Source organism: Massilia rhizosphaerae (genome assembly GCF_016093545.1).
Taxonomy (GTDB): Bacteria; Pseudomonadota; Gammaproteobacteria; order Burkholderiales; family Burkholderiaceae_D; genus Telluria; species Telluria rhizosphaerae.
In genome coordinates this window covers 452,984-473,974 of record NZ_JADKYX010000001.1, presented here as the reverse complement: position 1 = coordinate 473,974, position 20,991 = coordinate 452,984, and the positions used below count along the sequence as shown (strand labels likewise).

At 66.5% G+C, this 20,991-nt stretch carries 19 protein-coding genes; 12 read left to right on the top strand and 7 right to left on the bottom strand.

All coding sequences use genetic code 11. The features are described 5' to 3' along the window. Nucleotides 1-5: 5 nt before the first annotated feature. A complete protein-coding gene (mltG, locus tag ISF28_RS02015; protein WP_198115448.1) occupies nt 6-1,010 on the bottom strand; it encodes an endolytic transglycosylase MltG in 1,005 nt (334 codons plus the stop codon). Nucleotides 1,011-1,114: 104 nt separating this feature from the next. Between mltG and ygfZ the strand changes: the two genes are divergently transcribed. The 3 genes from ygfZ to ISF28_RS02000 are packed head-to-tail and all read left to right on the top strand — an operon-like array spanning nt 1,115 to nt 3,194. Continuing rightward, on the top strand, nt 1,115-2,173 hold the full coding sequence (ygfZ, locus tag ISF28_RS02010; RefSeq protein ID WP_198115447.1) for a CAF17-like 4Fe-4S cluster assembly/insertion protein YgfZ: 1,059 nt from the start codon (nt 1,115-1,117) through the stop codon (nt 2,171-2,173). Continuing rightward, nucleotides 2,170-2,448: a DUF4936 family protein gene (locus tag ISF28_RS02005; RefSeq protein WP_198115446.1), complete on the top strand. Its 279-nt coding sequence runs from the start codon at nt 2,170-2,172 to the stop codon at nt 2,446-2,448. The genes ygfZ and ISF28_RS02005 overlap by 4 nt, the downstream gene beginning before the upstream one ends. After that, nucleotides 2,439-3,194 carry an NRDE family protein gene (locus tag ISF28_RS02000; protein ID WP_198115445.1) on the top strand — a complete coding sequence of 252 codons (756 nt, stop codon included), beginning with the start codon at nt 2,439-2,441 and terminating at the stop codon, nt 3,192-3,194. Before ISF28_RS02005 ends, ISF28_RS02000 begins: the two co-directional genes overlap by 10 nt. Before the next feature lie 23 nt (nt 3,195-3,217). Here ISF28_RS02000 and ISF28_RS01995 read toward each other — a convergent pair whose 3' ends face one another. From ISF28_RS01995 to ISF28_RS01985, 3 genes are all read right to left on the bottom strand, one after another. Further along, nucleotides 3,218-4,120, bottom strand: coding sequence for an SDR family oxidoreductase (locus tag ISF28_RS01995; RefSeq protein ID WP_198115444.1), 903 nt, complete (start codon nt 4,118-4,120; stop codon nt 3,218-3,220). A gap of 30 nt (nt 4,121-4,150) precedes the next feature. Further along, nucleotides 4,151-4,453, bottom strand: coding sequence for a Dabb family protein (locus tag ISF28_RS01990; protein ID WP_198115443.1), 303 nt, complete (start codon nt 4,451-4,453; stop codon nt 4,151-4,153). A gap of 195 nt (nt 4,454-4,648) precedes the next feature. Continuing rightward, nucleotides 4,649-4,849 carry a DUF1737 domain-containing protein gene (locus tag ISF28_RS01985; RefSeq protein WP_198115442.1) on the bottom strand — a complete coding sequence of 67 codons (201 nt, stop codon included), beginning with the start codon at nt 4,847-4,849 and terminating at the stop codon, nt 4,649-4,651. A gap of 162 nt (nt 4,850-5,011) precedes the next feature. Between ISF28_RS01985 and ISF28_RS01980 the strand changes: the two genes are divergently transcribed. Further along, nucleotides 5,012-6,061 (top strand): tyrosine-type recombinase/integrase, encoded by a 1,050-nt coding sequence (locus ISF28_RS01980; RefSeq protein ID WP_198115441.1) that lies wholly within the window; start codon nt 5,012-5,014, stop codon nt 6,059-6,061. 104 nt (nt 6,062-6,165) lie between these two features. Beyond that, nucleotides 6,166-7,866, top strand: a complete 1,701-nt coding sequence (locus ISF28_RS01975) for an MFS transporter (RefSeq protein WP_229518808.1) — start codon at nt 6,166-6,168, stop codon at nt 7,864-7,866. A 366-nt stretch (nt 7,867-8,232) separates the two neighbouring features. On the opposite strand, the gene ISF28_RS01970 is transcribed toward ISF28_RS01975, so the two are convergent. Both ISF28_RS01970 and ISF28_RS01965 read right to left on the bottom strand, forming a co-directional pair. Then, entirely contained in the window at nt 8,233-9,444 is a 1,212-nt protein-coding gene (locus ISF28_RS01970; RefSeq protein ID WP_198115440.1) for an MFS transporter, read from the bottom strand. Between the two features lie 46 nt (nt 9,445-9,490). Then, nucleotides 9,491-11,578, bottom strand: coding sequence for a 3-hydroxyacyl-CoA dehydrogenase NAD-binding domain-containing protein (locus ISF28_RS01965; protein WP_198115439.1), 2,088 nt, complete (start codon nt 11,576-11,578; stop codon nt 9,491-9,493). Between the two features lie 164 nt (nt 11,579-11,742). On the opposite strand from ISF28_RS01965, the gene ISF28_RS01960 reads away from it, so the two are divergent. Then, nucleotides 11,743-14,487 (top strand): bifunctional diguanylate cyclase/phosphodiesterase, encoded by a 2,745-nt coding sequence (locus ISF28_RS01960; RefSeq protein WP_198115438.1) that lies wholly within the window; start codon nt 11,743-11,745, stop codon nt 14,485-14,487. On the opposite strand, the gene ISF28_RS01955 is transcribed toward ISF28_RS01960, so the two are convergent. After that, on the bottom strand, nt 14,460-16,115 hold the full coding sequence (locus tag ISF28_RS01955) for a 3-(methylthio)propionyl-CoA ligase (RefSeq protein ID WP_229518807.1): 1,656 nt from the start codon (nt 16,113-16,115) through the stop codon (nt 14,460-14,462). The genes ISF28_RS01960 and ISF28_RS01955 overlap by 28 nt on opposite strands. A 217-nt stretch (nt 16,116-16,332) precedes the next feature. Here ISF28_RS01955 and ISF28_RS01950 point away from each other — a divergent pair, with 217 nt between their 5' ends. The 6 genes from ISF28_RS01950 (at nt 16,333) to ISF28_RS01925 (ending at nt 20,983) form a co-directional block, all read left to right on the top strand. Continuing rightward, a complete protein-coding gene (locus tag ISF28_RS01950) occupies nt 16,333-17,820 on the top strand; it encodes a protein adenylyltransferase SelO (RefSeq protein WP_198115670.1) in 1,488 nt (495 codons plus the stop codon). A gap of 21 nt (nt 17,821-17,841) precedes the next feature. Next, entirely contained in the window at nt 17,842-18,246 is a 405-nt protein-coding gene (gene msrB, locus ISF28_RS01945; protein ID WP_198115437.1) for a peptide-methionine (R)-S-oxide reductase MsrB, read from the top strand. Nucleotides 18,247-18,263: 17 nt separating this feature from the next. Continuing rightward, nucleotides 18,264-18,920, top strand: coding sequence for a septation protein A (locus ISF28_RS01940; RefSeq protein WP_198115436.1), 657 nt, complete (start codon nt 18,264-18,266; stop codon nt 18,918-18,920). After that, a complete protein-coding gene (locus ISF28_RS01935; RefSeq protein ID WP_198115435.1) occupies nt 18,917-19,207 on the top strand; it encodes a BolA family protein in 291 nt (96 codons plus the stop codon). The genes ISF28_RS01940 and ISF28_RS01935 overlap by 4 nt, the downstream gene beginning before the upstream one ends. Nucleotides 19,208-19,311: 104 nt before the next feature. Further along, on the top strand, nt 19,312-20,103 hold the full coding sequence (locus ISF28_RS01930; RefSeq protein ID WP_198115434.1) for a peptidylprolyl isomerase: 792 nt from the start codon (nt 19,312-19,314) through the stop codon (nt 20,101-20,103). Nucleotides 20,104-20,203: 100 nt separating this feature from the next. Beyond that, nucleotides 20,204-20,983 (top strand): peptidylprolyl isomerase, encoded by a 780-nt coding sequence (locus tag ISF28_RS01925; RefSeq protein ID WP_198115433.1) that lies wholly within the window; start codon nt 20,204-20,206, stop codon nt 20,981-20,983. The last annotated feature ends 8 nt before the right edge of the window (nt 20,984-20,991 follow it).

The window sequence follows — 20,991 nt, the reverse complement described above, 5'->3', positions numbered from 1 at the left end:
CGTATTTACTGGGGCGGCTGGTTGCGCTGGTATTGGTTCACGGCCTTGTTATGCTCGTTGAGGTTGACCGAGAAATGGCTCGTGCCGTCGCCGCGCGAAACGAAATACAGCGCTTCCGTCCTCGCGGGCGCCGTCGCGGCGGCGAGCGACTGCACGCCCGGCAGCGCGATCGGCGTCGGCGGCAGGCCAGCGCGCGTATAGGTATTGTACGGGGTGTCGGTCTCGAGGTCCTTCTTGTGGATCTTGCCGTCGTATTTGTCGCCCATGCCGTAGATGACGGTGGGATCGGTCTGCAGCATCATGCCGGCCTTCAGGCGGTTCACGAACACGCCGGCGATCATCGCCCGCTCGTTCTTCTGGCCCGTCTCCTTTTCCACCAGCGACGCCATGATCAGCGCCTGGTACGGATCCGTGTACGGCAGGCCGGGGTCGCGCTTGTCCCACGCGGCCTTGAGGCGCTTCATCATCATCTCGTGCGCCTGCTTGTAGATGGACAGGTCGCTTGCCCCCTTGGCGAACAGGTAGGTGTCGGGGAAGAACAGGCCTTCCGGCGCCTTGTAGCCGGGATCCACTTTCGCCAGCAATTCCTGGTCGGACAGCTGCGCCGTCTCGTGTTTCAGGTTCGGCGCGGCGTCGATGGCCTGGCGCATCTGGCGGAACGTCCATCCTTCGATGATCGTCAGCGACTCCTGCGCGAACTCGCCGCGCACGAGCTGCGTGAGGAGGCGGCGCGGCGTCGTTGCCGGTTTCAGCTCATAGCTGCCCGCCTTGATCCGGCCGGCCTTGCCCGTGACGCGGGCCAGCACCCCGAACAGGAAGGGATTGACGGGCACGCCCGCCGTCGCCATCTGTTGCGTCGCGCCGGCCACGCCGCTGCCTTGCGCGATGGCGAACGGAATCTCCGGGGCGCCGGCCGGGGTGATCGGCTGCTTGCTCCACCATTGGAAGCCGCCCCCGGCGGCAATGGCGACGATCACGCCGGTGACGATGAGTTTTCTGAACAATGCCATACTGGTTTCGGTTTTTCGCCGTCGTCGGCGCGTTTTTGAAGGCGAACTTATAATGAGGCCGTAATCATAAAGCCGATACTGCCAAACCGGAAATAATTCGTGTCATGAACCATTGGATCGAACATCTCGCCGCTCAAGGCGCCCGTTTTCACCCCGATAGCCCGACCCAGGTCGAGGATTTCGGCCGCGCGCTCGGCACCGCCGACCTCGAACGAGGCTTCGTCGCCCCCGTCACCGACCTGGGGCTGATCGCCGCCGCGGGCGAGGACGCGGCCAGCTTCCTGCACAACCAGCTCACCAACGACGTCGAACACCTCGGCACAGGCGAGGCCCGGCTGGCCGGCTATTGCACGCCGAAAGGCCGGCTGCAAGCCACGTTCCTGATCTGGCGCGACGCGGAAAGCATCTATCTGCAACTGCCGCGCGCCATCCAGGCGCCGCTGCAGAAGCGCTTGACCATGTTCGTGCTGCGCGCGAAAGCGAAGCTGCGCGACGCCACCGCGGAACCGCGGTGCGCGGCCGTCCTCGGCCTGGGCGGCGCGGCGGCGGGCGACGCGCTGCGTGCCCGTGTCGGCGCCCTGCCCGACGCGCCCTATGCGAAGGTCGACGGCGACTTCGGTACGGTGATCCGCCTGACCGACGCATTCGGCCACCCCCGCTACCTGTGGCTGACGACGGCCGACGACGCCGTCAAGGCGCTGCCGCTGCTCGGCGAGACGCTCGCGCTGGGCGGCACGGCCGCATGGCGGCTCGCGGCCATCCACGCCGGCGTGCCGCAGGTCGGCCAGGCCACGCAGGAACAGTTCGTCCCGCAGATGGTCAACTTCGAGCTGCTCGGCGGCGTCAATTTCAAGAAAGGCTGCTATCCGGGCCAGGAAATCGTCGCCCGCAGCCAGTATCTCGGTAAGCTGAAACGCCGCATGGTACTGGCCACCTTGCCCGACCCGGCCGCGCGTCCCGGCGACGACGTCTATTCCGTCGCCGACCCGGACCAGCCGTCCGGCATGATCGTCGACGCGGCGCCCAACGGTGCCGGCGGGGCCGACGCGCTCGTCGAGATCAAGCTGGCCGCGCTCGACGGCGAGGTGCGCCACGCCTCCGCCGGCGGCACGAAGTTGGAATTCCTTCCGCTGCCGTATCCGCTCGACGCCCCCGAAGCATGATCGACCTGTACGTCTATTACAAGGTGCGCGCGGCGGATGCCGGCGCGCTGGCCCCGCGCGTGCGCGCGCTGCAGGCGCAGGTGGGGTTGCCGGCGCAGCTGAAGCGCCGGCCCGACGTCCGCGACGGCTTGCAGACCTGGATGGAAGTCTATCCCGGCGTCGCACCCGACTTTCCCGCGCGCCTGGACGCCGCCGCCCGCGCCGCCGGCCTGGAAGCCCTCATCGCCGGGCCCCGCCGCGCCGAAATCTTTACGGATCTCCCGCCATGTGCCTGATCGTTTTTGCCTGGCGCGTGATCCCCGGCCTGCCGCTGGTCGCCTGCGCCAACCGCGACGAATACTATGACCGCCCCGCCACCCCGGCCGGCCCGTGGCCGGACGCGCCCGACATCATCGCCGGCCGCGACCTGCGGGGCGGCGGCAGCTGGATGGGCGTGACGAAGAGCGGGCCGCACGGTCCGAAATTCGCCGCGCTCACGAACATCCGCGCCCCGGACGAACGGCGCTCGGACGCCCCGACGCGCGGCGCCCTCGTCGCCGACTTCCTCAAGGGCGACCTCGATGCGCCGGCCTACCTCGACCGCATCGCCGGCGACGCCCATGCCTACAACGGCTTCAACCTGATCCTGGGCGACGCCGCCGCCATGTACTGGTTCTCGAACCGCGCCGGCGCCGACCCGCGCAACGGCAAGGCGCTGGAACCGGGCATCTACGGCGTCTCGAACGGCCTGCTCGACGCGCCGTGGCCCAAGGTCCTGCGCACCAAGGCCACGTTCGCGAGCCTGCTGCTGCAAGGCGCGCCGGAAGAAGCGTATTTCGAAATGCTGGCCGACACGACGCGCGCGCCGGACATGCGCCTGCCCGACACCGGCGTGCCCCTCGACCTGGAACGCCAGCTGTCCGCCGTCTGCATCGAGATTCCCGGTTACGGCACGCGCACGTCGACCGTCGTCAAGCTGTACGGCGACGCCGAACCGGAACTCCACGAACGCATCCTCAAACCCTGCCAGGCCGCGGCCTGAGCGTGGCGGTCCAGCGCCCGGGTTCAGCGCTTGATGCCCGCCTTCAGCGCTGCCGTGAACTGCGGCGTCGCCGCGTAGGCGTCGGCCGGCGGCCCGGCGTGGACGATGGCATCCATGCGCTGGGCCACGCCCTGCAACGTCTGCGGGTGCGTGTAGATGTAGAAGTCGCCGCGCCGGATGCCGTCGAAGGCGATGCGCGCGACGTCCGCCGCCGACACCTTGCCCGCCGCGACAGCCTGTTCGAGCAGCGCCCGGGCCGTCCGCTGGCTCGGCGTCGGCGCGCCGTCGTGGCGCAGGTCGCCGGGGCGGTGCGCGTCCGAGTGCGCGATCTCCGTCGGGACGAAATACGGGCACAGGACGGACGCCTGGACCGGCGCGCCGACGAGACGCAGGTCGTGATACAGCGTCTCCGACAGCGCGACGACGGCATGCTTGGACGCGTTGTAGACGCCCATCGCGGGCGGCGCCAGCAGGCCGGCCATCGACGCCGTGTTCACGATGTGGCCTTCGTAGCCCAGGTCGTTGCGCGCCGCGTCGAGCATCAGCGGCGTGAATACGCGCACGCCGTGGATCACGCCCCACAAGTTCACACCCAGGACCCACTCCCAATCGGCCTCGGTGTGTTCCCAGACCAGTCCCGCCACGCTGACGCCCGCGTTGTTGAACAGCAGGTGCACGCCGTGGAAGCGAATCATCGCGGCGTCCGCGAGTTCTTCCACGTGGGCGGCCTTGCCCACGTCGCAGACCATCGCCAGCACGTCGGCGCCGCCCGCCTGCAGTGCGCTGCTGACCTGCTCCAGCGCGTGCGTGTCGACGTCGGCCAGCACCACCTTCATGCCGAGACGGGCCGCTTCATGAGCCAACGCGCGTCCGATGCCGCTGCCGGCGCCCGTGACGACGGCCACTCTTCCCGCAAAATCCTTCATGGCGTCCTCCCGTGGACGGCGTCCCCTTCGTCAGACGATATAGTCCATGCACTGGCGCCCTTCGCGGATCGCCCCGATGAATGGGACGACCGCCTGGTGCACCGGATGCTGCGCATACGCGTCGAGCGCGGCCTTGTCTTCGAACTCCGAATACAGCACGACGTCGTACGTGGCTTCCAGGCCGGGCTGGGCGATGACGACCTCGAACTTGAGCTGGCCCGGGACGATGTGGGCGCACTCGTCCAGGCGGCGCTTCATTTCGATGGCGTTGGCGGCGCGGTCGGCGCCTTCGGCGTGGTCTTTCAGTTTCCACATGACGATGTGCTTGAGCATGGATTTCCTTGTGTAGCGTTCGATATCGGTGGGTGTCGGGCCTGCATGGTTCGACACCGGTGATTATAGGAGCGATAAGCCGCGGGCGCCCGGATCGTTGGCGGCGAGGTTTTTGGTTGGCGGGCGCCAAATATCGGTTAGTTGCAAAATTACTGGACAGGCCGAGGCCTGCCGCGCCGCCGTACGGCGGACTTCCTAGGCGATCGACGACCGGATGCTCGGCCAGACGATCGCTTGCGCCACGACGACGGTCTCGCCGTTGAACGTCGCGGTGGGCGATCCGTACAGCAGATAGCCCTGCGCGAGCGCGGCGCTCACGCGGCGGCAGAACGAGGCATCGTCCGGGCCGGTCAGCAAACGGTAGGGCGGGAGGTCTTCGGGTGGATGATCCGACATCTGGTGTACTCCAAAGTGGTGAGTGGATGCGTGCGACGACAACGCCCAAGTATATTGACAAACGCGCCGCCCCGCTCGGCGTGGGGCCGGCCGCCCCTGCGCACGCTTGACGCCGCAAGTCGGTTAGTTGCAATATATGGGAAACCACCGCCCGCCACCGCCATGAGCCACCCACCCTCCCTCGCCGAATGGGACAAGCGTCCCATCGACGCCTTCGCCGCCTTCGTCGTCACGCAGGAATTCGTCCTCACGTCCAGCCGCCAGCGCGACGTCCCGCTGCCCGTGTCGAACGAGTCCGCGGCGATCTACAAATTCATGTTCGGCAAATTCGCCGCATGGATGCTCGAGCGGGGCCTCAAGATGTCGACCGTGAACGCGGCCGACCTGCGCCGCTTCATCGAGTTGTCGAAGGATGGCCAGCGTGACCTCAACAGCAAGATCGCCTACCGCTACCTGCGCCTGCTGGAACGCTGTTTCGAATACCTGGGCCGGACGCCCAATCCCGCGCGGCAGGCGATCGTCGCGACGGACCGCGCCCACCTGGCCGAGGATGCCCCGATGACGGCGCTCTCCGCCGGCGACCTGCAGCGCTTCCTCGCCGCGCTTCCCGCCGGCCGCAGCGAGGACACGGAGGGTCACGCGGGCTGGAAGCGCCGGCGCGACCGCGCCATGCAGATCGTGATGGCGCTCGCCGGCCTGCGCGTGGCGGAAGCCATCGGCCTGCTCGTCGACGAAGTGGGCCGCCAGCCCGACATCGAGGGCGGCATCGCGCTGAACATCACGCCCGAGGCCAAGCACCGCACCAGCTACGAACACACGACGACCCTGCCCCGCGCCGGCGTCGCCGAGCTGACCACCTGGTTGCAGGAGCGGGCGGAACTCGACATCCCCGGCGGCCTCGTATTCCCCGCGAACCTGGAAGGCGAGCCGCTGCACAAGGCCACCGTCTACCGGCAGACCCGCGCGACGTTCGAGCGGGCCGGCATCGCGGTCTCGCGCGCGGGCGGGCGCACCTTGCGCAACAGCTTCGCCGTGCAGCAGCTGGAACAGGGCGTGTCGTGCGGCGAGCTGACGACGGCGCTCGGCCTGGCGCTGGAGCGGTCGACACAAGCGTACCGCTACGCGCGCCTGCACGAGGCGCCAGCCGACGACGCGGACGATGCCGACGAGGCGGACGATGCGGACGGCGCGCCGGATGTAAGCGCCACGTAAGTTTGCAGCAAGCATCCCGTAAGCTTCCCGGCGCACAGTCGACGGGCGGCCCGCGCCATCGCGCCGCGCATCAGAAAATACAAGAAACAAGACAGGAGACCACAATGGCAATCACACCCGGCATGGCCGCGGGCGGCAAATCCATGCCTTCGGGCGTCGGGCTGACGAGGGAGGAGCGCAAGGTCATCTTCGCGTCCTCGCTCGGCACGATCTTCGAATGGTATGACTTTTACCTCTACGGCTCGCTGGCGACCGTGATCGCCAAGCAGTTCTTCATCGGCGATGCGACCACCTCGTTCATCTTCGCCCTGCTCGCGTTCGCGGCCGGTTTCATCGTGCGGCCGTTCGGCGCGCTCGTGTTCGGGCGCCTGGGCGACATGATCGGCCGGAAGTACACGTTCCTCGTCACGATCCTGATCATGGGCGGCTCCACGTTCATCGTCGGCCTGCTGCCGGGCTATGCGGCCATCGGCATCGCCGCGCCGATCGTCCTCGTCACCCTGCGCATCCTGCAGGGCCTCGCGCTCGGCGGCGAATACGGCGGCGCCGCCACCTATGTCGCCGAACACGCGCCGCAACGCCGCCGCGGCTATTTCACGTCCTGGATCCAGACGACGGCCACGCTCGGGCTGTTCCTGTCGCTGCTCGTGATCACGGGCGTGCGCGCCGGCATGGACGCGGCCGCGTTCGACGCGTGGGGCTGGCGCATCCCCTTCCTCGTTTCCGTGCTGCTGCTGGCGGTCTCCGTCTGGATCCGCATGTCGATGAACGAATCGCCCGCGTTCGCGCGCATGAAGGCCGAGGGCCGCACATCCAAGGCGCCGCTCAGCGAAGCCTTCCTGACCTGGAAGAACGGGAAGATCGCCCTGCTCGCGCTGCTGGGCGTCGTGATGGGCCAGGCCGTCGTCTGGTACACGGGCCAGTTCTACGCGCTGTTTTTCCTGACGAAGACCCTGAAGATCGACGACCCCACGGCGAACGTGCTGATCGCCATCGCCCTCGCGCTGGCGACCCCGTTCTTCATCGTGTTCGGCGCGCTGTCGGACCGCATCGGCCGCAAGACCATCATCCTCGCGGGCTGCCTGATCGCGGCACTGACCTATATCCCGATCTTCAAGGGCCTCACGCACTACGGCAACCCGGCGCTGGAGGCTGCGCTGAACAGCGCGCCCGTCGTCGTCGTGGCCGACCCGGACTCGTGCCACTTCCAGTTCAACGCCACGGGCACGAAGACCTTCCCGTCGTCGTGCGACATCGCCACCGCCCAGCTGACGGCGGCCTCCGTCAGCTACACGCGCCAGGACGCGCCCGCCGGCACCATCGCCAGTGTCAAGGTCGGCGACAAGGTCTACCCATCCTTCAACGCGACCATGACCCGGGACGGCCTGAACTTCGACCAGGCCAGCAAGGACCGGGAAGCGTCGTTGAAGAAGGACCTCGGCGCCGCCCTCAAGGCCGCCGGCTATCCGGCCAAGGCCGATTCCACGCAATTGAACAAGCCCATGCTCGTGCTGCTGCTGTTCGTCCTCGTGCTGTACGTGACGATGGTGTACGGCCCGGTGGCAGCGCTGCTCGTCGAAATGTTCCCGACCCGCATCCGCTACACGTCGATGTCACTGCCCTACCATATCGGCAACGGCTGGTTCGGCGGACTGCTGCCGACGACCGCATTCGCGCTCGTCGCGGCCAACGGCAACATCTATTACGGCCTGTGGTATCCCATCGCGATCGCCGTCGCCACCGTCGTCATCGGCATGGTGTTCGTGCGCGAGACCAAGGACAACGATATCTACGCGGCCGACTGACCGTCGCCCTCGCCCCTCCCAGCCGAGCCGCCGTCACCGGCGGCTTTTTCGTTCGCGTCACGATAATAAAATTCGGGGTCAGAGCACATTTTCGGCTCAATTCGGGGTCAGAGCACATTTTCGATCAATGTCTCGAACTAAACGAATGGCGTCAGAAAGTCCCGTCCCAGCGAGATGGTAGCCACTGGCAGCCCTGATACCGTCTGACCCGCACTTGCTCGAAATCATGTGCACCGAAAATCGCTCTGACCCCGAATTTCGCGAAAAAAGTGCTCTGACCCCGAATTTTGACCCCGAATTTTTGGCCCGGAATTTACCGCCTTGGCCCGCGGTAGCCGGCGAATAAGTCCGTCACTCCGCGAAGTGTCACGCCGCCGGCGGCGCCCCGGCCACCGGCACCCGGCCCCACGTGCGCATCCGGTTCGCCGCCCACGCCGTGAGGATCGCGCCGGCCAGCAGCACGAGACGCATGTCGACCAGCGTGAGCACGGCGCCCGCCGCCGCCATCAGGATGTTCGCGAGGCAGAACGTCGTCGACAACAGGCCCATGACGGCGCCTTGTCCGTGGCCGCCGCCGAAGCGGTCCGCCGCCCACGCCTGCACGACGGCATTGTAGAACGCATGCGGCAAGCCGAACGCCATGATGCCGACGAGTCCCACCCACAAATGGCCCACCCCCAGCGACCCGATGGCCAGCGCGACGCACGCCGCCAGCCACGCGGCGCGGCGCATCGGTTCCGTGCGGCTGGCGCGGCCCGCGAACAGCGCGGAACACGTCATCAGCCCGCACATCCCCACGTTGACGAGGGCGATGGCGCGCGTGTCGTAATGGCCCACTTCCACGAGCCACAGCGGATAGAATTCGTAGAAGGCGGTGACGCCGCACGTGTACGCGAGCTGCACGCCGAACAGGGCGCGCAGGCCGTCGTGACGCAGCAGGTTGAACGCATGCCGGTCGCGCGCGACTCGCCACCACGACGGTCCCTCCGCGCGCGGCTTGCGCTCCAGCGCCGCGCCGACGAGGATTGCACCCAGCAACAGCGCGCCGGCCGCGATGTAGAACGGCACCGTGACGCCCCACGCGATCGTGAAGCCGGCCAGCAGCGGCCCGAACAACCAGCCCAGGTGCAGCGCGCCGTTCAGCCACGACAGCGCGTGGTTGCGCAGCGGCCCTTGCAAGCGGTCCGCCAGCATGCCCCGCACGATCGCGCTCTGGCCCTCCAGCAGGCCCGTGCCGAAACGGGCGGCGAGGAACAGCGGATACGAGCGGCTCGCCAGCGCCCATGCCGTGAGCACGTGGCCGACCGCCGCGCCGAGCGCCGTGACGAGCAGCAGCGGACGCCGGCCGTAGCGGTCGGACAGCGACCCGAGCACCGACGTGCCCAGCAACAGTCCGACCGGATTGACCATCAGCGCCAGCGCGAACAGCAGCTTGGGCGGCAGGCCGAGGAAGTGCGTGAGGCTGTCCGGCGCGCCGTTCACGAACAGCGGCGGCAGGATGGGATAAGGCAGCGACGCGCCCGTCGTGGACAACAGTCCGAGCAGGCAGGCGGTCGCGATCAGCAGGGCGTTTTTCATGTGGGCCGGGTCGTCGCGTTGACCGCTAGCCTAGCATGGCCCATCGTCAAGCGTTGAAGGTCTTGCCTTCCCGCGCCAGGCGCACGAGCAGCGGGGCCGGCGTCCAGGCCTCGCCGTGGCAGCCGCGCGCGTAATTCTCGACGGCGGCCAGCACGTTCGCCAGGCCGACTGTGTCGGCGTAGAACATCGGTCCGCCGCGGAACAGCGGGAAGCCGTAGCCGGACAAATACACCATGTCGATGTCCGAGGCACGCAGCGCGATCCCCTCTTCCAGGATCCGCGCACCCTCATTGACCAGCGCATACACGAGCCGCTCGACGATCTCCTCGTCGGAAATCGCGCGGCGCGCGAGACCCAGGTCCTGCGAATGCCTGACGATCATCTCGTCGACCCACGTCGATGGCTGCGGCGTGCGGTCGCCGGCGCGGTAGTCGTACCAGCCGGCGCCCGTCTTCTGGCCGAAGCGGCCCTGTTCGCACAGCAGGTCGGCCGTCTTCGAATACCTGACGTCCGGCGTCTCCACGGCGCGGCGCTTGCGGATGTACCAGCCCACGTCGTTGCCGGCCAGGTCGCCCATACGGAACGGGCCCATGGCGAAGCCGAATCGTTCGATGGCCGCGTCGACCCGCTGCGGCAGCGCGCCCTCGTCGAGCAGGAAGCCGGCCTGGCGGATGTACTGTTCGACCATGCGGTTGCCGATGAAACCGTCGCACACGCCCGACACGACGCCCGTCTTCCTGAGCTTCTTCGCCAGCGCCAGCGCCGTCGCCAGCACGTCCTTGCCGGTCGCCGCGCCGCGCACGATCTCCAGCAGCTTCATCACGTTGGCGGGGCTGAAGAAATGCAGGCCGATGACGTCCTGCGGGCGCGCCGTGAACGACGCGATGCGGTCCAGGTCCAGCGTCGACGTGTTCGAGGCGAGGATCGCGCCCGGCTTCAGCGCCGCGTCCAGCTTGCGGAACACGGTCTCCTTCACACCCATGTCTTCGAACACGGCCTCGATGACGATGTCGGCCTGGGCGATGTCGGCATAGTCCAGCGTGCCGCGCACGAGGCCCACGCGCTCAGCGGCCTTCTCGGGCGCCAGCCTGCCCTTTTTGACCGTGTTCTCGTAATTCGCGCGCAGGGTGGCCAGGCCCTTGTCCAGCGCCTCCCGGCTCGTTTCCAGCAAGGTGACGGGGATGCCGGCGTTCGCGAAATTCATCGCGATGCCGACGCCCATCGTGCCGGCGCCGACGACGGCCGCGCTGCGGATGTCGCGCACCGGCGTATCGGGCGGCACGTCCGGCACCTTGCCGGCGGCGCGCTCGGCGAAGAAGGCATGGCGCAGCGCCTTCGATTCCGTCGTCTGCGTGAGGCGGATGAAGCGCTCGCGCTCGAACTTCAAACCCTCCTCGAACGGTTGTTCGACGGACGCGGCGACCGTCTCCACGCATTCGACGGGCGCCGGGAACGGCCCGGCCTCGGCCTTCACGCGCGCACGCGCGGCCGCGAGGAAGCCCGCGGCGTCGGGATGGTCGACCTGGCGGTCGCGCACCCTGGGCAGAGGTCGCACATCGGCGACGCGGCGCGCGAACGCGACGGCCCCGGCCACGAGGTCGCTGCCCGGCTCCAGCAGTTCGTCGAACAGCAAGGTGCCGGCCAGTTTTTCGGACACCACCGGCGTGCCCGTCACGATCATGTTCAGCGCGGTCTCCAGGCCCAGCACGCGCGGCAGGCGCTGCGTGCCGCCGGCGCCGGGGAGCAGGCCCAGTTTCACTTCCGGCAGCGCGATCTGCGCGCCCGGCAGCGCGACGCGGTAGTTGGCGCCGAGCGCCAGTTCCAGGCCGCCGCCCATGCACACGGTGTGGATGGCGGCGACGGTCGGCTTGCCCGAATCCTCGACCGTGCGGATCAGGGTGTGCAGCGTAGGTTCCGTGAGCGCCTTGGGCGAATTGAACTCGCGGATGTCGGCGCCGCCCGAGAACGCCTTGCCGGCGCCCGTGATGACGATGGCCTTGACGGCCGCATCCGCGGCCGCACGGCGCAAGCCCTCGACGGCGGCGGTGCGCGTCGCGAGGCCGAGGCCGTTGACGGGCGGGTTGTTCAGCGTGATGACGGCAACGTCGTCGATGACCTGGTAGTCGGCACTCATGGGTCTCCTCTTCTCTCTTCTCTTCAGGTGGTATGGGGTCGGTGGCGACAATATAACCGATAAAAAGAACGATCGTGTTATTTATCGGAAAGCCCCGCGCGGACGCGTATTGACACCGGCGTGCAGATGGAGGAGGCTTCCTCCTTTCTCTATGCGCGAACATCATGCCGGACTCTTCCCGGGCGACGATCGAGCCCGCTTCACGCGCAACGCTGGCCGTCCCCAATATTCGCAATCTGCATCGCGCGCTGCTCGGGCTGGCCATCGTCATTCCGGCACTCTATATCTATTTTGCCTACGAATTCATCGCGCAAGATTACCGCGCGACGATGGCCCGCACCGCGTCCGACGTCGGCAATATCTCGACGATCCTGGTGGAACACGCCGTGCGCACCATCGGTGAAGCGGACAGCAGGCTGCAAGGCGCGATAGGCGATATCGAAGAACGCGGATTGACGCTGTCCGCGCAGGACGATCCGAAGGTCAATGCCATCCTCGTGAGGCAGGTCAGCAACCTGCCGCAAGCACGGGGCCTGAGCGCGGTCGATGCGCAGGGCTGGGTGCGCGTCAGCAGCATGGCGTATCCGTTCGACCCCATCGACGTTCGAGACCGCGAATACTATCGTTTCCACGTGGAGCATCCCGGCAGCGCACCGCATCTCTCGAGGCCGATCAGGAGCCGGTACAACGGCAAATGGACCATTCCGCTCAGCCGCCGCATCGACCATCCGGACGGCACGCTGAAGGCGATCGTGCTCCTCTCCATCGACCTCGCTTATTTCAACGCGTTCTACCGCACCTTGCGCGTGGGCGAAGGCAGCGCGTTGACGCTGGCCCGGCCGGACGGCTGGGTGCTGATGGAAACGCCCATGGACGAAAGCGTCCTGAGCCGGAATTTCGCGGACGCCCCGCTGTTCCGCCACGCGCGCCTTGCCAGCAGCGGCACGTACGAGGTCGAGCGCAGCGCCCTCGACGACAGCGCGCGCATCGCCGGTTTTGCCCGCGCCACGCGGTATCCCCTGATCGCCGCCGTCAGCATGTCGCGCGATTACGTGCTGATGCCATGGCGCGACAGGATCCGCGACATCATCCTGATGCGGCTGTTTTCGATCCTCCTGGTGGAATCGCTGATCGTCCTCTTGTGGCGCCGCCTGAACGAGCTGATGGCGACGCAGGACGACCTGGCGCGGCGCAACGACGCGCTGGCGCACTCCCGGCAGCGCTACGAGGAGCTGGTGGACGGCATCGACGGCATCGTCTGGGAAGCGACGCTGCCCGACATGCGCTTCACCTACGTCAGCGGCAACGCCGGCGCCATCTCCGGCTATCCCTCCCGCCAATGGCTGTCCGACCCGCGATTCTGGCTGGAGAAGCTGGGCGGCGGCACGTCGACCCCGCTGCCGCCTTTCGCGCCGGACGGGCGCACGACGGCCCTCCAGCCGATCGAGCACCACGTCGTCACGCCGGACGGCCGCGAACGCTGGTTGCGCAGCAACGTGATGGTCACGGCCACCGGCAGGAACGCGCTCCAGCTGCGCGGCGTCACCGTCGACGTGACCGACCTGAGGCTGTCGGAACAACGCCTGTTCGAGGTCACCCACTTCGACCCGCTCACGAAGCTGCCCAACCGCTTTACCTTGCTGGGCCGGATCGAACACGCCATCGCCCTCGCCGCGCGCAACAAGGCGTGGGTGGCCGTCATCCTGATCGACCTCGACCAGTTCAAGACCATCAACGACAGTCTCGGCCATGAAAAAGGCGACCAGATCATCTGCACCGTGGGCAAGCGCATCCAGGATGCGTTGCGCCGCAGCGATTTCCTGGCCCGCCTCGGCGGCGACGAATTCGTCGTGCTCATGGAAGATTTCGGCGACAGCGTCGTCGGCGTCGAGCAATTGGTGGAGCGCATCAGCCGCTCGTTCGACGAGCCCATCGCCCTCGACGGCCGCGACCTGTACGTCGGCATCAGCATGGGCATCAGTCTCTTTCCGGAAGACGCGTCCGACAGCAAGTCCCTGCGGCGCCACGCCGACACCGCGCTCTACCGCGCCAAGGCGGCCGGGCGCAATTGCTGGCGCTTCTTCGACGAATCGATGGCGCACCAGGCGAGACGGCGCCTGGAAATCGAAACGGCCATGCGCCGCGCCACCGAGCGCCACGAATTCCAGCTGTACTACCAGCCGCAGCAATCGCTCCGTACCGGCCAGATCACGGGCGTGGAAACCCTGCTGCGCTGGCCGCGCGAGGGCGGCGAAACCTTCGCGCCCCCCGAATTCCTTCCGCTGGCGGAAGAAAGCGGCCAGATCGTCCCCCTCGGCACCTGGGTGCTGCAGTCCGCCTGTGCCGAGGCGATGGTCTGGGACAAGGAACACGGCCTGCCGCTCCGCCTGGCCGTGAATATCGCGGCCAAGCAGATCCACCACGCGGATTTCGTCGCCCAGGTGCACCGCATCCTGGACACCACGGGCCTGCCCCCGCACCGGCTGGAACTCGAGCTGACGGAAAGCTCGATCATCGCCGGCGTCGACGACACGGTGTGCAAGCTGCAGCAACTCAAGGCGCTGGGCGTCGAGATCGCCATCGACGATTTCGGCACGGGCTATTCGTCGCTCTCGTATCTGAAGGACTTTCCGATCGACCGCCTGAAGATCGACCAGAGCTTCATCCGCGACCTCCCGCGCAACCGCGAGAACCGCGCGATCGTCCGCACGGTCATCGCCATGGCGAAGAACCTGGGCCTCGGCGTGATCGCGGAGGGCGTGGAAACCCAGGCCCAGCTCGAGTTCCTGCGCGCCGAAGGGTGCGACGAGATCCAGGGCTATCTGCTGTCCCGCCCGATTCCCGCGCAGGAGTTGATCGACCGGTATGCGCGGCGGACGCCTCAGACGGCGCCGTTGAGCACGAAATAGTCCCCGAACCGCTCCCGCAAGCGGTTTTTCTGCACCTTCCCGGTCGCGCCGGTCGGCAGCGCGTCCACGAACACGACGTCGTCCGGCATCCAGAACTTCGCGACCTTTCCCTCGAAAAAGCGCAGCATCTCCGCGCGCGTGAGCCGGGCTTCGGGCCGCAGCACGACCACGAGCACGGGCCGCTCGTCCCACTTGGGGTGCCGGACGCCGATGCAGGCGGCCTGCAGCACGGCCGGGTGCGCCATCGCGATGTTCTCCAGGTCGATCGACCCGATCCACTCGCCGCCGGACTTGATGACGTCCTTGCTGCGGTCCGTGATCTGCAGGAAACCGTCCGGGTCGATGGTCGCCACATCGCCCGTGGGAAACCAGCCGTCCTGCAGCACGTCGCCGCCCTCGTCGCGGAAATAGCGCGACACGACCCACGGCCCTTTCACGAGCAGGTGTCCGGGCGTACGGCCGTCCCACGGAAGTTGCTTGCTGTCGTCGTCGACGATCTTCATGTCGACCCCGAAGATGGCATGTCCCTGCTTGCGCAGTACGGCCCGCTGCCCGGCTTCGGGCAAGTCGCGGTGCCGCGCCAGCAAGCCGCCCGTCGTGCCGAGCGGCGACATCTCCGTCATGCCCCAGGCGTGGATCACCTTGACGTCCAGGCGGTCGATCAGCGTGTCCATCAGCGCGGGCGGGCAGGCGGCGCCGCCGATCACGGTGCGCCGGAACGTCGAGAATGCGAGGCCGTTCTGCAGCACGTGGTTCACGAGGCCGAGCCAGACGGTCGGCACGCCCGCCGAGAACGTCACGCCCTCGACCTCGAACAGGTCGTACAGCGACTTGCCGTCCAGCGCCGCGCCCGGCAGCACGAGCTTGGCGCCGGACAGCAGCACGGAATACGGCAAGCCCCACGCGTTCACGTGGAACATCGGCACGACGGGCAGCACGACGTCGGCCGCGGCCACGTTCAGCGCGTTGGGCATGGCGGACGCGTAGGCGTGCAGCACCGTCGAGCGGTGCGAGTACAGGACACCCTTCGGATTGCCGGTCGTCCCTGACGTGTAGCACAGCGCCGCGGCCGCATGCTCGTCGAACTCGGGCCACGCATAGTCGTCCGATGCCGCGGCCAGCAAGTCTTCGTAGCACAGCAAGTTGGCGATCTTGCCGTCCGCGGGCAGGTGGGCCCGGTCGCTCATCAGCACGAAGGCCTTCACCGACGGGCAGCGCGGCGCGATGGCCTCGACCAGCGGCAGGAAGGTCAGGTCGAAGAACAGCAGCTGGTCTTGCGCGTGATCGACGATGTAGGCGATCTGGTCCGGGTGCAGGCGCGGATTGATCGTGTGCAGCACGGCGCCCGAACCGGACACGGCATAGTACAGCTCCAGGTGCCGGTAACCGTTCCAGGCCAGCGTGCCGACGCGTTCGCCCATCGCGACGCCCTGCGCCCCCAGCACGTTGGCGAGCCTGCGCGCCCGCGCGGCGCAGTCGCGGACCGTGTAGCGGTGCACGTCGCCTTCGACGCGGCGCGACACGATCTCGCTGCCGCCGTAGTGGCGCGCGGCGAACCGGAGGATGCTCGAAATGAGCAGTGGCTGATCCATCATGCCGCCCATGAGCGGCGGCGCTGCGTTCGTCATGGTGTTCTCGAAAACTTGTCGGAATGCCCAGTTTCGAACGAGCGTGCGGATAAGGTCAACGACATTCGATGCTGCGGCGCAGCAAGCGGTCCGGTTCCGCATTACAGAACCGTTACGGAATGTAACCCGGATAGGCCACGCACGGCCCTCGCCCATAGAATCCGCGCGTGTGGGGTAAAATCCGCGCACCGAGAACCAATGCAACCAAGGAAGCGTTATCAGCACCCGCACCGCCGACGACCTGCCATTCGACAATTCCTTTGCCGAATTGCCGCCCGCGTTCTACACGCGCCTGATGCCGACGCCCCTGCCCGCGCCGTACTTCGTCGCGGCCAGCGGTCCGGCCGCGCGGCTCGTCGGTCTCGATCCGGTCGACCTCGCGCACGACGATTTCGTCGCCGTCTTCACGGGCAACCAGGTGCCGCCCCGCGCGCAGCCGCTGGCCGCCGTCTATTCCGGCCACCAGTTCGGCCACTGGGCGGGCCAGCTGGGCGACGGCCGCGCGATCCTGCTGGGCGACGTCGCCGGCCTTGACGGCAGGATCGAGCTGCAGCTCAAGGGCGCCGGCATGACGCCGTACTCTCGCATGGGCGACGGCCGCGCCGTGCTGCGCTCGTCGATCCGCGAATTCCTGTGTTCGGAGGCGATGGCCGCCCTCGGCATCCCGACGACGCGCGCGCTCATGGTGACGGGCTCGAACCAGCGGGTCGTCCGCGAAACCGTGGAGACGGCCGCCGTCGTCACCCGCATGGCGCCCAGCTTCGTGCGTTTCGGTTCCTTCGAACACTGGCGCTACCGCGACAAGCCGGACGAATTGCGCACCTTGGCGGACTACGTCATCGAGACGTTCTATCCGGAGCTGGCCGGCACCCCGAATCCCTACCTTGCCCTGCTCGAGGAAGCGACGCGCCGCACGGCGCGGCTGATCGCGCACTGGCAGGCCGTCGGTTTCATGCATGGCGTCATGAATACGGACAATATGTCGATCCTGGGCATCACCCTGGATTATGGCCCGTTCGGGTTCATGGAAGCGTTCGACGTCGACCACATCTGCAACCACACGGACCAGGGCGGCCGCTACTCGTACGCGAACCAGGTGCCCGTGGGCCACTGGAACTGCTATGCGCTCGCCAACGCCCTGCTGCCGCTGATCGAAGACCAGGACGCGGCGCAGGCCGCGCTCGACGTCTATGTCGATGCCTACGGCGAAAAGTTCGATGAACTTGTCCATGCCAAGCTCGGGCTCAAATCCGTGCAGGAGAACGACCGCGCGCTGGCCGACGATATGTTCAAGCTCATGCAGGAGAACCACGTCGACTTCACACTGTTCTTCCGCCGCCTGGGCGAGTTGCAGGTGGACGTGCCCGATGCCGGGCGCGACGCGGCCGACGCGCCGCTGCGCGACCTGTTCCTCGACCGCCCGGCGTTCGACGCCTGGGCGGCAAGCTACCGCGCGCGGCTGCGCCAGGAAGGAAGCGTCGATGCGACGCGCCGGGTTGCGATGCACGCCGCCAACCCCAAGTATGTTCTGCGCAACTATCTCGCCCAGGTCGCGATCGAAAAAGCGCAGAATGGCGACTACTCGGAAGTGCACAGGCTGCTGTCCGTGCTCGAGCACCCGTTCGACGACCAGCCGGAGCACGACGACTATGCGGCACTGCCGCCGGACTGGGCCGCCCAACTCGAAGTGAGCTGCTCTTCCTGATTCCAAGACGACAGAGACATCATGACCGAAAAAGTGACAAAAGTGACCAAGGCGGACGCCGAATGGCGCGCCCAGCTGGATCCGATGGAATACCAGGTGACGCGCCACGCGGCCACCGAACGCGCGTTCACGGGCAAGTACTGGGACCACCACGAGCACGGCATCTACCGCTGCGTGTGCTGCGGCACGCCGCTGTTCGAGTCGGACGCCAAGTTCGAGTCCGGCTGCGGCTGGCCCAGCTATTTCCGCGCCCTCGATCCGGACAACGTGATCGAGAAGACCGACCGCAGCCACGGCATGGTGCGCACGGAAATCATCTGCGCCGTCTGCGACGCCCACCTGGGCCACGTGTTCCCGGACGGCCCGCCGCCGACCGGCCTGCGCTATTGCATCAACTCCGCCGCGCTACGCTTCGAACCGATCTGAACGAAACCGAGTCCCCCATGAAATTCCTGTTCGACCTGTTCCCGGTCATCCTCTTCTTTCTCGTCTACAAATTCGCGGACGGCCACCAGGACGCGGCGCACGCGCTCGCCGTGCAATATATGGGCGGCCTGATCTCGGGCGGCAACGTCACGCCCGAACAATCGCCGATCATGCTGGCCTCGGCCGTCGGTATCGTCGCGACGATCCTGCAGATCCTCTACCTGCTGGCCCGCGGCCGCAAGGTCGACGGCATGCTGTGGCTGTCGCTGGGCGTCATCATCGTGACGGGCGGCGCCACCATCTACTTCCACGACGAGAGCTTCATCAAATGGAAGCCGACGATCCTGTACTGGGCGTTCGCGCTGGCGCTGTTCGTCGCGCAGGTCGGATTCCGCAACAACCTGATGCGCAAGGTGATGGAAGCGCAGATCAAGCTGCCGGACGCCGTCTGGGCCAAGGTCGGCTATGCGTGGATGACGTTCTTCGCCGCCATCGGCGTGCTGAACCTCGTCATGGCCTTCATCGTCTTCAAGGGCAATACGGGCGCCTGGGTGAACTTCAAGCTGTTCGGCATCACAGGCATATTCTTCGCCTTCATCGTCGTGCAGACGCTGATGCTCTCGAAGTACATCGACGAGCACGAACAACCCGATCACGGCAAGGGGGACGCATGAACGCGCCGGCACCGCGGGACGACCGCGTGGAACGCATCCGCCAGCTTCTCGCGGCCGCATTGAACCCGTCCGTACTGGAAGTCGGCGACGACTCGCACCTGCACGCCGGCCATGCCGGCGCGGCCTCCGGCGGGGGGCACTACAGAGTGAAAATCGTTTCTGAACGCTTCGAAGGACTGAGGCTGGTCATGCGTCATCGACTGGTATATGATGCCGTGCAAGGTATGATGCACCTCGATATACATGCCCTGGCGATCACCGCCATCGCACCGTCCGAATTGTCGTAACGGCGCGATTTTCAGGTAGGTTTAAGTTAGCTGTCCCAAAATCCGCTACGCATCACAATAATTAATCCAATCTTCGTCCAAGCAACCCCCTCACAGGAATCGAAATGACTTTTAAGCCAGCGCGGCTGCTGTTAGCCCTGATCGCCATCGCCGCATCCTTTGCATACTCGCCTTCGTTCGCACAGAACCTTGCCGTGGTCAATGGCAAGGCGATCCCGTCCTCGCGCGCCGACGCCATCGTCAAGCAGGTCGTGGCGCAAGGCCAGGGCACGGACAGCCCGCAACTGCGTGAGGCGATCAAGAAGGACCTGATCTCGCGCGAAGTGTTGATGCAGCAGGCGATCAAGGAAGGCTACGACAAGAAGCCCGAGGTCAAGGCGGCGCTGGAAAACGCCCGCCAGACCATCGTGATCAACGCCCTCGCGCGCGACTACATCACGAAGCACCCGGTCACCGACGCCGACATCAAGGCCGAGTACGACCGCTACGCGAAGCAGACGGGCGACAAGGAATACCACGTCCGTCATATCCTGTTCGCGACGGAAGACGAAGCGAAGGCCGCCATCGCCAAGCTGAAGGCCGGCGCCAAGTTCGAAGACCTGGCCAAGCAGTCGAAAGACACCGGCACCGCCAACAACGGCGGCGACCTGGATTGGGCGAGCCCGTCGTCGTTCCCGCCGGAATTTGCCGCCGGCTTCACCAATCTGCAGAAAGGCGCGATCACCGACACCCCGGTCAAGACTCAAGTCGGTTACCACGTGATCAAGCTGGACGACGTCCGCCCGGCCAAGCTGCCGAGCCTGGACCAGGTCAAGCCGCAGATCTCGGAAGCGCTGACCCAGCAAAAGCTGGCCGCGTACCAGCAAGAAATGGTCAAGAAGGCAAAGGTACAGTAACATTGCAGCGCCGGCGGCCCTGGCCGCCGGATTTCGTCGCCGCGGCGACTTTTCGTGTTGACCACCGGCACCACCACCGGTTTTAGATAGGATCGAATAAATGATTGTGAAGCCAGCCAGCCTGTTGTTAGCCATGACCGCGATGGTAGCCCTGCCGTCGTTCGCGCAGAACGTTGCGACCGTCAATGGCAAGCCCATCCCCGCGGCCAAGGTTGACCAGGTGGTCAAGCAGGTCGTCGCCCAGGGCAAGGCAACCGATTCCCCGCAATTGCGCGAGGCAATCAAGAAGGACCTGATCGGCCGCGAAGTCCTGATCCAGGAAGCCGACAAGCAAGGTATCGGCACCCGTCCGGACGTCAAGAACGCAATCGACAACGCCCGCCAGAGCATCATCATCAATGCGATGCTGGCCGATTACATCAAGAAGAACCCGGTCAAGGATGCCGATATCAAGGCCGAGTACGACAAGGTCAAGGCACAGGCCGGCGACAAGGAATACCACGCCCGCCACATCCTCGTCGGCACGGAAGACGAAGCCAAGCAGATCATCGCGAAGCTGAAGGGCGGCGCCAAGTTCGAAGACCTGGCCAAGCAGTCGAAAGACCCGGGCTCGGCGCCGAACGGTGGCGACCTGGACTGGGCAAGCCCGGCCTCGTTCGTGCCTGAGTTCTCGAAGGCCATGACCTCGCTGCAAAAAGGCCAAATCACCGAAACCCCGGTGCACACCCAGTTCGGCTGGCACGTGATCAAGCTGGAAGACGTGCGCCCCAGCAAGTTCCCGAAGCTGGAAGAAGTCAAGCAGCAAGTCGCGGAACAACTGCAGCAGCGCAAGCTGGCCGCATACCGCGAAGAACTGATGAAGAAAGCCAAGATCCAGTAAGCTGGTTC

Bases quoted from the DNA above. Each gene is read 5' to 3' on its own strand.
- msrB (WP_198115437.1), top strand. From the start codon at position 17,842: ATGACCGAAAAAGTGACAAAAGTGACCAAGGCGGACGCCGAATGGCGC.
- ISF28_RS01940 (WP_198115436.1), top strand. From the start codon at position 18,264: ATGAAATTCCTGTTCGACCTGTTCCCGGTCATCCTCTTCTTTCTCGTC.
- ISF28_RS01930 (WP_198115434.1), top strand. From the start codon at position 19,312: ATGACTTTTAAGCCAGCGCGGCTGCTGTTAGCCCTGATCGCCATCGCC.
- ygfZ (WP_198115447.1), top strand. From the start codon at position 1,115: ATGAACCATTGGATCGAACATCTCGCCGCTCAAGGCGCCCGTTTTCAC.
- ISF28_RS02005 (WP_198115446.1), top strand. From the start codon at position 2,170: ATGATCGACCTGTACGTCTATTACAAGGTGCGCGCGGCGGATGCCGGC.
- ISF28_RS01990 (WP_198115443.1), bottom strand. From the start codon at position 4,453: ATGCTCAAGCACATCGTCATGTGGAAACTGAAAGACCACGCCGAAGGC.
- ISF28_RS01970 (WP_198115440.1), bottom strand. From the start codon at position 9,444: ATGAAAAACGCCCTGCTGATCGCGACCGCCTGCCTGCTCGGACTGTTG.
- ISF28_RS01960 (WP_198115438.1), top strand. From the start codon at position 11,743: ATGCCGGACTCTTCCCGGGCGACGATCGAGCCCGCTTCACGCGCAACG.
- ISF28_RS01935 (WP_198115435.1), top strand. From the start codon at position 18,917: ATGAACGCGCCGGCACCGCGGGACGACCGCGTGGAACGCATCCGCCAG.
- ISF28_RS01995 (WP_198115444.1), bottom strand. From the start codon at position 4,120: ATGAAGGATTTTGCGGGAAGAGTGGCCGTCGTCACGGGCGCCGGCAGC.
- ISF28_RS01985 (WP_198115442.1), bottom strand. From the start codon at position 4,849: ATGTCGGATCATCCACCCGAAGACCTCCCGCCCTACCGTTTGCTGACC.
- ISF28_RS01955 (WP_229518807.1), bottom strand. From the start codon at position 16,115: ATGACGAACGCAGCGCCGCCGCTCATGGGCGGCATGATGGATCAGCCA.
- ISF28_RS01925 (WP_198115433.1), top strand. From the start codon at position 20,204: ATGATTGTGAAGCCAGCCAGCCTGTTGTTAGCCATGACCGCGATGGTA.
- mltG (WP_198115448.1), bottom strand. From the start codon at position 1,010: ATGGCATTGTTCAGAAAACTCATCGTCACCGGCGTGATCGTCGCCATT.
- ISF28_RS01980 (WP_198115441.1), top strand. From the start codon at position 5,012: ATGAGCCACCCACCCTCCCTCGCCGAATGGGACAAGCGTCCCATCGAC.
- ISF28_RS01975 (WP_229518808.1), top strand. From the start codon at position 6,166: ATGGCAATCACACCCGGCATGGCCGCGGGCGGCAAATCCATGCCTTCG.
- ISF28_RS02000 (WP_198115445.1), top strand. From the start codon at position 2,439: ATGTGCCTGATCGTTTTTGCCTGGCGCGTGATCCCCGGCCTGCCGCTG.
- ISF28_RS01965 (WP_198115439.1), bottom strand. From the start codon at position 11,578: ATGAGTGCCGACTACCAGGTCATCGACGACGTTGCCGTCATCACGCTG.